This window comes from Pseudomonas sp. FG98, from assembly GCF_057808595.1.
Map to the genome: position 1 here is coordinate 15,246 of NZ_JBMDIJ010000055.1, position 13,568 is coordinate 28,813.

General features: G+C 68.0%; 10 protein-coding genes. 7 read left to right on the plus strand and 3 right to left on the minus strand.

The annotated features are described in order from the left end of the window. Positions 1-110: 110 nt before the first annotated feature. From ACODSK_RS23860 to ACODSK_RS23870, 3 genes are read right to left on the minus strand one after another with little or no spacing between them, the layout of a single operon-like run. A complete protein-coding gene (locus ACODSK_RS23860; RefSeq protein WP_489019555.1) occupies positions 111-1,946 on the minus strand; it encodes an ABC transporter ATP-binding protein in 1,836 nt (611 codons plus the stop codon). Next, the gene (locus ACODSK_RS23865; RefSeq protein ID WP_489019556.1) at positions 1,939-3,705 is read right to left on the minus strand and encodes an ABC transporter ATP-binding protein; all 1,767 of its coding nucleotides are present in this window, start codon (positions 3,703-3,705) and stop codon (positions 1,939-1,941) included. The genes ACODSK_RS23860 and ACODSK_RS23865 overlap by 8 nt, the downstream gene beginning before the upstream one ends. A 51-nt stretch (positions 3,706-3,756) precedes the next feature. Further along, positions 3,757-4,974, minus strand: coding sequence for an acyl-CoA dehydrogenase family protein (locus ACODSK_RS23870; RefSeq protein ID WP_489019557.1), 1,218 nt, complete (start codon positions 4,972-4,974; stop codon positions 3,757-3,759). A 307-nt stretch (positions 4,975-5,281) separates the two neighbouring features. Here ACODSK_RS23870 and ACODSK_RS23875 point away from each other — a divergent pair, with 307 nt between their 5' ends. From ACODSK_RS23875 to ACODSK_RS23905, 7 genes are read left to right on the plus strand one after another with little or no spacing between them, the layout of a single operon-like run. Further along, entirely contained in the window at positions 5,282-6,355 is a 1,074-nt protein-coding gene (locus ACODSK_RS23875; RefSeq protein WP_489019558.1) for an ABC transporter substrate-binding protein, read from the plus strand. Between the two features lies 1 nt (position 6,356). After that, positions 6,357-7,091: a class II aldolase/adducin family protein gene (locus ACODSK_RS23880; protein WP_489019559.1), complete on the plus strand. Its 735-nt coding sequence runs from the start codon at positions 6,357-6,359 to the stop codon at positions 7,089-7,091. 12 nt (positions 7,092-7,103) lie between these two features. Continuing rightward, positions 7,104-8,279 (plus strand): LLM class flavin-dependent oxidoreductase, encoded by a 1,176-nt coding sequence (locus tag ACODSK_RS23885; protein WP_489019560.1) that lies wholly within the window; start codon positions 7,104-7,106, stop codon positions 8,277-8,279. Positions 8,280-8,289: 10 nt separating this feature from the next. Then, positions 8,290-9,861: an ABC transporter substrate-binding protein gene (locus ACODSK_RS23890; protein ID WP_489019561.1), complete on the plus strand. Its 1,572-nt coding sequence runs from the start codon at positions 8,290-8,292 to the stop codon at positions 9,859-9,861. Then, positions 9,854-10,912 carry an ABC transporter permease gene (locus ACODSK_RS23895; RefSeq protein WP_489019562.1) on the plus strand — a complete coding sequence of 353 codons (1,059 nt, stop codon included), beginning with the start codon at positions 9,854-9,856 and terminating at the stop codon, positions 10,910-10,912. The genes ACODSK_RS23890 and ACODSK_RS23895 overlap by 8 nt, the downstream gene beginning before the upstream one ends. Positions 10,913-10,924: 12 nt before the next feature. Next, positions 10,925-11,743 carry an ABC transporter permease gene (locus tag ACODSK_RS23900; RefSeq protein WP_489019563.1) on the plus strand — a complete coding sequence of 273 codons (819 nt, stop codon included), beginning with the start codon at positions 10,925-10,927 and terminating at the stop codon, positions 11,741-11,743. Then, entirely contained in the window at positions 11,740-13,515 is a 1,776-nt protein-coding gene (locus ACODSK_RS23905; protein WP_489019564.1) for a dipeptide ABC transporter ATP-binding protein, read from the plus strand. The genes ACODSK_RS23900 and ACODSK_RS23905 overlap by 4 nt, the downstream gene beginning before the upstream one ends. Positions 13,516-13,568 lie beyond the last annotated feature (53 nt).

Here is a 13,568-nt window from a genome sequence, read left to right on the forward strand (position 1 = left end):
GTCGTGCCGGGAATATGGGATTGCCGCGAACCTTGTGGGAGCTGGCGTTGCCAGCGATGAGGCCAGTCCTGACACCCTGGGGTGCTGCCTGAGCAGCACCCCGCAAGCAATCACTGTTCATGCACGGCCAACGCGTCATGGCTGCGATACAGCGCCGCATAGGCCCCGTCCGCCGCCAGCAGTTGCCCGTGACTGCCTTGCTCCTGTACCCGGCCCTGGCGGATCACCACGATGCGGTCGGCATCGCGGATGGTCGCCAGGCGGTGGGCAATGATGATTGCCGTGCGCCCTTGGCACAGGCGGCGCAAGGCGCGCTGGATGCGTCGTTCGGTGTGCACGTCGACCGCTGAGGTGGCTTCGTCAAGCACCAGCACGGCAGGGTTGGCCAGATAGGCGCGAACCAGGCACACCAGTTGCCGCTGGCCATGGCTGAGGTGGCTGCCGAGGCTGCCGACCTGGGTCGCGTACTGGTGCGGCAGGCGTTCCAGCACTTCGTCCGCGCCCAGCTCCCGGGCTGCGGCGATCAGGCTGTCATCGTCGGCACCGGGGGCGGCCAGGCGCAGGTTGTCGAGGATGCTGCCGGCGAACAGCACGTTGTCCTGCAGCACCACGCCGATATGCCTGCGCAACTGGGCCTGGCTGAGCAGGCGGATATCCACGCCGTCCAGCTTCACCGCACCCTCGTTGACTTCGTAGAAGCGCGTCAGCAATTGCACCAGGGTGCTTTTGCCATGTCCGGACGGGCCGACGATGGCCAGTACCTCGCCGGCGCGGATGCGCAGGTCGAGATGGTCGATCACCGGCCGTTCGGCATCGGCCTGGTAGGCAAAGTGCACCTTGTCGAAATGCACCTCGCCCTGCACCCGTGGCAACGGCAGCGGCCGCTCGGGATCGCGGATTTCCGGGGCGGTATCCAGCAGCAGGAAGATCCGCTGCGCCGAGGCCGAGCCGGTGGCATAGCGCTCGAACAGATCGGTCAGCTCCTGCAAGGGCCCGAGGAACAGCATCACGTAGAACAGGCTTTCGCCGACCTGACCGACGCTCACAGTGCCTTCGGCCAGGGCGTAGGCACCCACCAGCACCAGCACCGCCATGCCGCCGGCAGCCAGCAGCGCGGTGAACGGCGCGAACCAGCCGGAACGCAGGCTGCCGGTGATCAGCGCGCTGTTGAACTCGTCCAGCAGGCCACGATAGCGCCGCTGGTTGTCCGCCTCACGACCACTTTGCTGCAACAGGCGCACGCCGCCGACGCTTTCTACCAAATGCGCGGTAAAGCGACTGCGCTGCTCGGCAACTTTCGCCCAGTTGCGCTGGGCCACGCGCTTGAACGCCCAGGTAGCGAGGAACAGCAGCGGCACGCTGCCGATCAGGGCGAAGAAGAACAGCGGGGTGATCAGCCACAGCATCAGCGCCGCCAGGGTGCAGCGCAGCAGGGCGCCAAGCAGTTCCGGCGGGCCCTGGATCAGCAGCGGTTCGAGGGCGTCGACGTCGCGGTCGGCGCGGGACAGGATGCGCCCGGCACGGGTGCGGTCGAAGTAGCCGATGCTCAGCGCCTGGACATGGGCAAATACCCGCACCCGCAGTTGATTGAGCACGGCGATGGCGGCGCTGCCGGCAATGTACTGCGACAGCCCGCCGAGAAGGATCCGCCCCAGCCAGCTGGCCGCCAGCCCGGCACCGAGCCAGAGCACCAGCGGCAGGTCGAGCAGCCAGGCGTTGCCGTCGTGGACCAGCCCGTGGTCGAGCAGTTCGCGGACGAACCACGGACGCAGGAACACGGTGAACACCAGCACCAGTTCCAGCACGATTACCCAGGCCACCTGGCCGCGCACCGGCCTCAGCAGCGGCAGCAGGCGTTGCAGCATGCTGCGGTCGAGGGCCTTTTTCGCCAGGCGTTCCTCGATCTCGATATCGCTCATGGCGGTATTGCCAGCGTTCTTACTCATGCTCGATCCCCAGCAGGTCGCGGTAGGCGGCGTTGCGCCGCAGCAGCTCGGCGTGTGGGCCGCTGTCGACGATGCGGCCCTGGTCCAGCAACAGCACGCGGTCGGCACGCTCGACGGTGGTGGCCTTGCTGGCGATCAGTAGCAGGGTCGGGCCGCCGGGGCGGCGCAGGTGGTCGAGGACATGGCGTTCGCTGATGGCATCGAGGGCGCTGGTGGCGTCGTCCAGGCACAGCAGGCCCGGCGCTGCGAGCAGCGCGCGGGCCAGGCACAGGCGCTGGCGCTGCCCCCCGGAGAGGGTCACGCCGCGATCGCCCAGCGGGCTGTCCAGGCCCAGGGGCAGGCGTTCGAGAATGTCGTCGGCGGCGGCGCGGTGCAGGGCGTCGAGCAGTTCGGCGTCGCTGGCATTGGGCGCGCCAAGGCGCAGGTTGGCGGCCAGGGTGTCGGCGAACAGGAAGCTTTCCTGGGGCAGTACGTGGACGCGCTGGCGCAGGTCCTTGAGGTCGAGGGCACGCACGTCCTGCCAGCCGCCTTCGTGGTTGCCGATCAGCACCCGACCGCTGCCGGCATCGGTCAGTCGCGGCAGCAGGCTGGCCAGCAGGCTCTTGCCGGTGCCGGTGGCACCGACCAGGGCGACCACTTCGCCGGGAGCCAGCAGCAGTGAACACTGGCGCAGGATGTCGCGCTCGCTGCCGGGGGCGCTGACATTCACCTCTTCCAGTTGCAGCCCCAGCGGCCCGGCGGGCAGGCGCCGCGGACCGCTTTCGATCTGCGTCGGGGCATCCAGCAACTGCCAGATGCGCCCGGCACTGGCGCGGGCATCGGCGAAGGTCTGCATGACCCGGCCAATGCCTTCGATACGGAACACCAGGGTGGTGGCGATCAACAGCGAAGTGACCAGTTCGCCGATGCCGATCTTGCCGGCGGCGACCAGTTGCGCGCCGACGATCAGGATCCATACGTGGCCCAGGGCGACCAGCGCCTGGGGCAGGGGAATCCGCGAACTGGCCCAGGCCAGGGCCTGCCGTGCCAGCCCGGTGAACTGCCGGACCTGCTCGCTGAAACCGTCGATGCGCTGCTGTTGCAGGCCGAACGACTTGATCACCCGCACCGCGCCGATGCCTTCGGCCAGGTCCTGGTTGACCCGGTCGTAGGCCGCGCCCACCGCCCGGTCCAGCTCGACCAGGCGGTCGGTCTGCAACACGAACAGGTACAGGCCGAGCAGGGTCAGCAGCAGCGGCCCGAGGGCCAGCAGCGGGTGATACCAGCCGAGCAGGCCGACCGTGGCCAGCACCACCAGCGGGGTTTCCACCAGTTGCCGCCAGAAGCTCACCAGGGCATCGCGGACCTTGTCGGCGTCGCGGGTGGTGCGGGTGACGATCTCGCCGATGCCGTGCTGCCAGTGGTAGCCCAGGTGCAGGCGCAGCACCTGTTCGAGGATGCGCTCGCGCAGGCGGGTGAGCAGTTCCTGGCCGAGGATCAGCGAGCCGAGGGATGCCGCGTACTGCAACACGGCGCGGGCCAGGGCAACGCCGAGGATGGCCCAGAACCAGCGCCAGGCGACGCTGCCGTCGAGGCCGCCAGCGTCGAGGCGACGCACCGCGACCCCGGCAGTCACGTCATTGAGGGCGTGGCCGATCAGCCATTGCTGCCAGACCAGGCCCAGGTTGATAAGAACGAACAGCCCGGCGACCAGGGCGAAACGCCAGGGCATCTCGCGGTAGATCGCCAGGCTGCGCAGCAGCGGGTGTCGATGGCTCATGGAAGGCTCGAAACAGGACGAAAAAACGCGCGGGTCGGCCCGCGCGATGGCTTAGCGGCTGGCACCGGCCTTTTGCTTGGCGGTGAGGATCGCGGTGTATTCGCCCGGGTCGACGCCGTTGAGGTAGTAGTTGCCGACATGGTGCAGGCGCCAGCGGATCGGGTCGTGGGTGGTGTGCACCCGGGCGTTGCGCCAGAAGCGGTCGAGGTTCCACTTGCTCAGGGACGAACTGGCGCCGAGCAGGGAGAAGATATCGCTGGAGATCTTCAGCGAGGCGCCGTCGGAGTGGGCGCGGGCGGTGGCCACCGAGAGGATCAGTTCGTCCTGCAGCTCCTTGTTTTCCGGGTCGCGCTCATGGGCATCGAAGACCCGCGCGGCATCGCGCAGCAGCGACTCGGCGGCGCGCAGGGCCACGGCGTATTCGCCGATCTGACGGATGATATGCGGCTCGTCGCTGGCCCGTTCCACCTCGCTCTCGACCCACGGCCGGGCGTGCTGGTTGAGGTAGTCGATGCCGGCCTGCAGGGCGCCGGCGGCGATGCCGGTGTCGATGGCGGCGTGGAGGATCTGCGGGAAGGTCAGGCCGGTGCGTTTCATCGGGCCCTGGCGGCGCAGCACATAGCGCTCGTCGAGTTCGATATTGTCGAAGCGCACGGTGCCGCTGACCGAATTGTTCTGGCCGAAGGCGTCCCAGTCGTCCTCCAGGGTCAGGCCGGGGGTGTCGCGGTGCAGCAGCACGCCAGCGCCGCCGTCATCGCTGGCGGCGGTGAGGGAGATCCATTCGGCCAGGTAGGAACCGGTGGAGTAGAACTTGCTGCCGTTTAGCACCAGCACACCATCGTCGCGGCGTTCGACCCGGGTCTTGAGGGCAAACTTGTTCTTGCCGCCGACTTCGGCCAGGGCATTGCCCAGGCGCTTGCCGGCCAGCACGTCGGTGACCAGGCGCTGGCGCACTTCATCCGGATAGCCGTTGAGTACGCCGCGCAGCATCACGTTGTGGATCTGCAACAGCTGGCCGACGCCGCCGTCGGCACGGGAGATGATCCGCACGGTTTCGACGATGGTCTCGACCGAGGCGCCGAGGCCACCATCGGCCTTGGGGATGCCGATGGCGGTGATGCCACTGTCGGACAGCAGCTGGGCCTGGCGCCGGGGCAGGCTGCGGTTGTGTTGCGGGTCGGCGGCGAGAGCGGCGATCTCTTCGGCGATCTGGTGGGCGGCGCTGATGGCCTGGGCTTCGCTTTCCAGGCGGCGGGGCAGGGTAGACACGGTGAGGCTTCCTTGAATGATCAGGTGTCAGCCCTGGAGCAGGTTCTATGCCATCGGGCTGCAGCCCTTGCCGGACGTGGCCTGCAGCAATTTCATCAGTACCTGTTGCTGCTCCAGCAGCAATGCGCGGCCGGTTGTTGCTGGGGCAGCAGCAGTCCCGCTGGGTGGGTGTTGGCAGATCAGCAATCGCTGACTGCTGAGCGGCATAAAACCCAATGAAATCAATGTCTTGATGAGTTGGCACGAGCGCTGCAATAGCCCTGGCAAAGGCCACCCGGCCCGTTCGATCCCCTGATGGAGCCCACTCATGTCCCTAGCCGCTACCTTGCCGTTGCCCGTCGCAACGCCCCTGGAGCAACTCTGGTTCACCCGCTGCCCGGTGCCGACCGCGTCCGGCATCGCCTACACCCTTGGCTGGCTCGGCGAGGAATTCGCCGCCGACGGCCTGCCGGTACTGACCCTGCAGGAGGCCCGTCAACTGGGCCATCACCACTACGATCATCAACTGCCCGGTCTGTTTCGCGAGGGCGGCAACGTGCCGGCCCTGGCCGCCCGTGCCGCCGGTTCGCCGAGCCGCCTGATCGGCCTGACCTGGATCGAGGAATGGCAGACCATCCTCGTGCGTCCCGGCTCCGGCATCCGCAGCCCCGAAGACCTCAAGGGCAAGCGCCTGGCCTTGCCGGCCTGGGGCGACAACCGTCCCGGCAGCATCGCCCGGGCCATGAGCCTGCACGGCTACAAGGGCGCGCTGGCTTCGGTCGGCCTGGGTTTCGATGATGTGACCCTGGTGGAGGTGGCGCTGGCCGACCAGGCCGCCGCGCCGACCCCCGAGCAGGGCCTGCAACGCCTGTGGTCCGGCCTGGACTACCTGGTGCGCGGCGAGGTGGACGCGGTCTACGTCAAGGGCGCTTCCGCCGCCGACGCCGCCCGCCGCCTGGGCCTGGAAGTGGGCATCGACCTCGACCAGCTGGAGCCGCGTTTCCGCATCAACAACGGCACGCCACGGCCGATCACCGTGCACCAGAACCTGCTCGACGAGCATTTCGACCTGGTGGTGCGCTTCCTCGCCCAGACCCTGCGCGCCGCCGACTGGGCCAGGGACAACCGTGACGGCCTGCTGCGCATCCTCCAGGACGAGACCCGTGCCGGTGCCGAGGGTGTCGACGAGGCCTATCGTGGCGACTTCCACACCACCCTGGCGCCGGACCTGTCCGAGCAGCGCCTGGCCTTCCTCGATATCCAGAAGACCTTCCTCAACCTGCATGGCTTCCTCGAAGCCGACTTCGACCTGACCGACTGGGTCGATCACCGCCCCCTGCAAGCCGCCCATGAACTGCTGGCGCAGCGCTTCTCCAACAGCAGCCAAGACAAGGACCTCTGACATGACCGTACTGACCGCCGAACACCTGATCGACGCCGAGCTCAAGGACTTCGTCGACAACGTCACCCACCTGGCCGGCGAGGCCTTCCGCGTCTACCGCGAGACCAACAGCATCACCGCCAACGGCACCGTCGGCTTTATCGAACGGGTACCGGGCCGCGAGCTGCTGGTCTCGGTCAACTACCCGGGGCCGTGGAAGAAGGACCAGCCGCTGAAGGCCACGGTCAGCGATTTCGCCGGCAACCTGGTGCACGGCCAGGGCAAGGGCGGGCTGAACCGCTATACCCGGCTGTTCGTCCAGCGCCCGGAAATCACCACCGTGTCCCATGTGCACAGCCCGTACCTCGGCGCCTGGGCGCAGACCCAGCGCACCCTGCCGATCAGCTACGTGCCGGTGCAGCGCTTCCAGCTGGCCCGCGAGCTGCCGGTGTATGTCGACCGGCGCCAGGACGAGGTCGACTTCATTCTCGACCGCCTCGCGGAAAACCCTTTCACCCCGGCCATTCTCGAAGCCAACGGCGGCTCCACCGTGTGGGGCACCCAGGGCCTGCAGGCCACTGCGGAATTCATCCTGCTGCTGGAGGAGGGCGCGCAACTGCAACTGCTCGCCGAAGCCCTGGGTGGCTCGCGCCCCTACGGCCCCGGCGTGCTGACCCAGCAATGGACCATGAGCAAGCTGCTCGGCCAGGCCCGTGAACTGGGCCTGGTGCCACCGAACGACAGCCCGCGCGCATAAGGACATTCGATCATGGCAGTGAAGATTCTCTGGTACCTCACCAGCCCCGATGGCCCGTATCCCTGGGAAGAGCAGGGCCGCTGGCTGACCGATTTCAACCACCTCAAGCAGATCGCGGTAAATGCCGACCGCCTCGGTTTCTACGGCTCGCTGCTGGGCACCAGCCCCAACGAGAGCCTGGCCGTGGCCGCCGCGCTGATCGACGCCACCGAGCGCCTGCGCTTCCTGGTCGCCCAGCATCCGGGCGAGGTGTCGCCGGCGGTGCTGGCCAAGTGGGCACTGACCTTCGACGAGTTCTCCGGTGGTCGCCTGCTGTTCAACGTGGTCAACGGTAGCGATGCCGGGTTGGCGACTCTTGGCGTGCATTACCCGCACGACGAGCGTTACCAGTTCAGCCTCGAATACTGGCGCGCCTTCCAGGCCATCTATGCCGGCAGCACCGAGGGCTACGACGGCCAGTTCGTCAAGCTGGCGCCGCGTCCGGCTGCGGCCGCACGGCATCCGCTGGGGGGCTGGCATCCGCCGAGGCGCCTGGCGGTGCCGCTGTGGGGCGCCGGTACCTCGGACCCGGGCGTGGCCCATTCGGTGCAGTTGCTCGATGTCTATCTGAGCTTCGCCGATACCCCGCCGAAGCTCGGCGCCAAGTTCCGCAAGGTGGCCGCCGAAGCGGCGAAGATCGGTCGCGAGCTGACCTACGGCACGCGCTTGCAGATCATCGTCCGTGAGACCGAGGAAGAAGCCTGGGCCCACGCCCAGAAGCTGCTGGACAACACCTCGCTGGCCACCGCCCGCGCGGCCATCGAACGGCAGTTGCCGCCGGGCCAGAGTCTGGACAGCTTCCACAGCGACGACCCGCGCATCCAGGCCAATGTCGAGGCGATCCGCGCCGGTCGCCTGCCGAAAGCCCGCGATCTGGAGATCTACCCCAACGTCTGGACCGGCCCCAGCCTGTTCGGCTTCAACCTGCTCGGCCCGGCCGCCGGCACCTACCTGGTGGGCAGCGCCGAACAGGTGGCCGAGCGGATTCGCGAGTACGAGGCCCAGGGCACCAGCGCCTTCATCCTGTCCGGCTTCCCGCTGATCGATGAAGCGCACCGGGTCGCCGACCTGCTGTTCCCGCTGCTCGATCTGGACCATGGCTTCGAGGTTCCGCGCCTCAAGGCCCGCACGGCCGCCGAAACGGCCTAAGGAAGTACCCATGCCCAACGAATTTTCCCGCCGGGTGTTTCTCGGCAACAGCCTGGCCGTCGGTGGTGGCCTGATCCTCGCCTCCAGCCTGCTTGGCGGCTGCGGCGGCGGTGAACCCGCCGCCGTGGCCGGGGCGGCGGTCGCGCCTGGCACTCCGGTGCGCGGCGGTCGCCTGCGGGTCGGCATCATCGACGGCGACCAGGCCGGCAACCTCGACGCGCACAAGCCGTCCGGCGGCGGGATCATTCGCGGCTGGGCGCTGTACAGCAAGTTTTGGGAATGGAACGACGATGTCAGTACGCGCCTGGGCCTGGCCGAGTTCGCCGAGCCGAACGCCGACGCCAGCGCCTGGACCATCCGCATCAAGCCGGGACTGGAATTCCACCACGGCAAGAGCATCACCTCAGACGACATGCTGTTCTCGATCCTGCGCCTGACCGATCCGAAACTGGCTTCGCCCTATGCCGGGCTGGTCGGCGCCATCGACCGCCAGGCGTTGCGCAAGCTGGACGAGCGCACCATCGAGATCCGCTTCAAGGAAGGCCGCAGCTTCTTCCCTCTCGACGAAACCCTGATCGCCTTCGGCGGCATCGTGCCCACCGACTACGATCCGAACAATCCGGTGGGAGCGGGGCCGTACCGGCTCAAGCGCTTCGTGCCGGGCCAGCGGGCGTTGTTCACCCGCTTCGAGAACTACTTCAAGCCCAACCAGCCCTATGCCGACGAGCTGGAAATCATCGAATTCAAGGACCAGGTGTCGCGGGTCGCGGCCTTGCGTGCCGGGCAGATCGATGTCGCCAGCGGCATCCAGGCCGAGCACAGTGCGCTGATCAAGGCTGATCCGCGTCTGCAACTGGTGGTGTCGCCGACCACCTCGTTCACCGGCTTCAACCTCAATACCGCCAAGGCGCCGTTCCAGGACGAGCGGGTGCGCCAGGCCTTCCGCCTGCTGGCGGACCGCCAGGAACTGGTGGGCCGTGGCCTGAATGGCTTTGGCCGAATCGCCAACGACCTGTATTCGCCCAACGACCCGACCTACAACCATGCCATCGCCCAGCGCCCGTACGACCTCGACCAGGCTCGCTCGCTGCTGCGCCAGGCCGGAGCCTCGGACCTGCGCCTGGAGCTGACCACCACCGCCAACGAAGTCAACTCGGCGCTGGTGTTCGCCCAGCAAGCGAAGAAGGCCGGGATCGAGATCAAGGTCACCCCGGTGGACGCCTCGGTGTTCAACGGTCCGCAGAAAGAGCAGTGGCTGATGTCGCCGTGCTCGACGCCGGCCCGCGGCTTCCTCGCCACCGGCTTGCACAACGACGCGCCGCTGGCGATCTACAACCGCAGCAACTTCCGCGACGAGCGTTTCTCCCAGCTGTTCACCCAGGCCCTGGCCCAGCCCGACCTGGCCAGGCGCCGCGAGCTGGTACACGAGGCCCAGACCATCCAGCACCAGCGCGGCGGCTTGCTGATCTGGGGCTTCAGCGACGTGCTCGACGCCGCCTCGCACAAGGTCGGCGGCTTGCACGGCGAACAGACCACCTTCGCCTCCTGGCGCTTCGACAGCCTGTGGTTGAACCATGCCTGAGCCTATCCGCACCTCCCGCTTGCCGGCCTGGCTGCCGTGGTTTGTCGGGCGCCTGGGCTACGGCCTGCTCACCGCCTGGGTCATCAGCCTGGTGGTGTTCATCGCCACCCAGGCGCTGCCCTCGGACCCTGCCCGGGTGATCCTCGGCCCCGAGGCGCCGCTGGAAAGCATCCTCACCCTGCGCCAGCAACTCGGCCTCGACCGGCCGATCCTGGTCCAGTACCTGGGCTGGCTGGCCCAGGTGCTGCGCGGCGATCTCGGTATCTCGCTGGATTCGGCGCAGCCGGTAGCCGGGCTGTTGCTGATCCGCTTCGGCAACACCCTGGCGCTGCTGCTCGGGGTCTTGCTGCTGGTGCTGCCGTTGGCCCTGGTGATTGGTGTCGGCCTGGCCCTGCGCCGCGACTCGCGCCTGGACCGCTGGGGCCTGGCCACGCTGATCGTGCTCAAGGCTACCCCCGGCTACCTGATCGCCATCGGCCTGGTGCTGCTGTTTTCCATGCCGCATTTCGACCTGCTGCCGGCGGTTTCGCTGATCGACCCGGACCGGCCGCTGTGGCGCCAACTGGACTACCTGGCCTTGCCGGTGATAGCCCTGAGCCTGTCGGCACTGCCGTACCTGGCGCGGCTGGTGCGCGCGTCGATGATCGAGACCCTGGATTCCGACTATGTCGGCGCGGCGCGTCTGCGTGGGATATCGGAACGGCGCATCGTTTGGCGCCACACCCTGCCCAATGCGCTGGTGCCGGCGATCCAGGGCGTGGCCCTGACCCTGCGCGTGCTGATCGGCGGCGCGTTGCTGGCCGAGGTGGTGTTCAGCTACCCCGGGGTCGGCACCTTGCTCAACAGTGCGATCCAGATGCGCGACCTGCCGTTGATCCAGGGCGCGGTGCTGGTCATCACCCTGGGCGTGGTGGTGATCAACCTGCTGGCCGACCTGCTCACCGTATTGCTTACCCCGAAGCTGCGCACCGCACGCCGGGCCGGCCTGATCCAGCGCAGTCGACGCGGAATCCAGAGCTGGTGGCGGCGGCCGGCGGCCAAGGCCCCTTGATAAGGAGTGACTATGTTCAGCGCAGGATTCTGGCGTGAACCTTCGATTCGCCGTGGCGCCCTGGTAACCCTGGCAGTGGTGCTGCTGGCGCTGCTCGGCCCGTGGCTGGCGCCCCACGCGCCTACCGACATGCTCGGCGGGGTGTATGGCGCGCCCACTGCCGGGGCGCCGCTGGGGCATGACTTCCTCGGCCATGATGTGCTGTCGCGCCTGCTGGCCGGTGGCCTGTCGATTTTGTGGATGTCGGTGGCGGCAGCGGCGCTGGCGCTGCTGGTGGGCAGCGTGCTGGGCATGCTCGCCGGGCTGTCGCGCCAGCGCTTGGACCAGGCGATCACCTGGCTGGCGGATGTCTGGCTGGCGTTCCCCGACCTGATCCTGGTGCTGCTGATCGTCTCCATGCTCGGCCGCCAGCCGTGGCTGATCGTGCTGACGGTGGCCATCGCCTTTACTCCCGGGGTGATTCGCCTGGCCCGCGGCAGTGCGGTGTCGGTGGCCAGCCAGGAGTTCGTCGAGGCGGCGCAGATGATGGGCTTTTCCCGCACGCGCATTCTGCTGCGGGAGATTCTGCCCAACGTGCTGACGCCGCTGCTGGTGCATTTCGGCAACATGCTCACCTGGGGCATCGGCATGCTCTCGGGCTTGAGTTTCCTTGGCTACGGCGTTGCCCCTCCGGCGGCGGACTGGGGCCTGATGATCAATGAAAACCAGGCCGGCCTGCTGATCCAGCCGTGGGCCGTGCTGGCCCCGGCGCTGCTGATCGCGGTGTTCGCCTATGGCACCAACCTGCTGGCCGAAGGCATTGCCCGGTACAGCGCGGGAGCGCGCTCATGAATGCATTCGTGGTTTCAACCCCGGTGGCCTTGCAGGTCGAGGGCCTGCGGGTGGCGCTGGACAGCGGCGCCGATGTCATCGAGCACATCGATTTCAGCCTGGCGCCGGGGGAGATTCTCGGCCTGGTCGGCGAGTCCGGCTCCGGCAAGACCACCCTTGCCACCGCCTTGCTCGCCCACGCCCGACGCGGCGCGCGGATCGATGGCGGGCGGGTGCGGGTGGCGGGCACCGACCTGCTGGCCCTGGAGGGCGATGCATTGCGTCGGGCCCGGGGCGGACTGATCGGCTATGTCGCCCAGGATCCGGCGCTGGCCCTGAATCCGGCGATCCGTATCGGCCAACTGTTGCTGGAAACCTTGCAGGCCCATGAGCCGGGGCTGGATCGCAGGGCGCGGGAGCAGCGTCTGCAGCAGACCCTGGCGGATGTCGGGCTGCCGGATGCCCGCGAGTTCCTCCGGCGCTTTCCCCATCAGCTCTCCGGAGGGCAGCAACAGCGGGTGATGCTGGCCCTGGCGTTCGTATTGCGCCCCAGGCTGATCGTCCTCGACGAACCGACCACCGCACTGGACGTCGGCACCCGCGCGCACATCCTGCAAACCGTGCGCCGGCTGTGCAAGGAGCAGGGTGTGGCGGCGGTCTATGTGTCCCACGACCTGGGGGTGATCAAGGACCTGGTGGACCGGGTGATGGTGATGTACGCCGGGCGCATCGTCGAGGTCGCCAGCCGCGAGCGCTTGTTCGAGCGGCCGGGGCATCCGTACACCCTGGGGCTGCTGGCGGCGATTCCGGAAGTCGGGCGTCAGCGCGAGCTGCGAGCCATCGCCGGGCATGCGCCGGCACCGGGGCAGCGGCCTGCGGGTTGCGCCTTCGCCCCGCGTTGCCCGCGGCGCAGTGCGGCGTGCAGCGCGATCGAACCCGGGTTGCAGGAACTGGACGGGGTGCAGCAGGTCGCCTGTCTGCATCCGCAATTGAGCGCCTTGCCGGAGGAGCCGGTGGCTCCGCCGCGTCTGGTCGAGCAAGCGCGCACGCCGGTGCTGGAGTTGCGTGGGCTGAACCTGAGCTATGACCGGCAGGTGCTGTTCGACCTGTCGCTTGAGGTGTACCGCGGTGAATGCCTGGCGGTGGTGGGTGAGTCGGGCTCGGGCAAGACCAGCCTGGCGCGGACCCTGGCCGGGCTGGGGGAGGGTGGTATCGGACAGCTGCAGTTCGACGGCCAGCCACTGAGCCTGGTGGCGCGCAAGCGCGAGGCGGCGACCCGGCACCGGATCCAGTACATCTTCCAGAATCCCTATCGGGCACTGAATCCGCGACAGACCGTTGGCCAATGCCTGCAAGCACCGCTGGAGCACTTCTTCGGTCTCAAGGGCGCGGCCTGCCGGGAGCGGATCGAGGCGACGCTGGCGCGAGTGGCGTTGCCGGCGGAAACGGCGACGAAGTACCCCCATCACCTCTCCGGCGGCGAACGCCAGCGGGTGGCGATTGCCCGGGCGCTGGTGTGCGAGCCTGATGTGCTGATCTGCGATGAAGTCACCTCGGCGCTGGATGTCTCGGTGCAGGCGGCGATCCTCGCCTTGCTCCGCGAGTTGCAGGCAGAGGGCATGACCCTGGTGTTCGTCACCCACGACCTCGGTGTGGTCAGGGCGATTGCCGACCGGGTCGTGGTGGTCAAGGACGGCAGGATCATCGAGCAGGGCGCCTGCGGCGAGGTGCTTGATCGTCCGCAAACTGCTTACGTGGAGGGGCTGGTGGCGCAGGCGAAGTTTCTTCGTTGAGATCGAACGCGGCCCGCGGGCGCTCGATCTCCAGAGCGCGGCAACAATCAAGA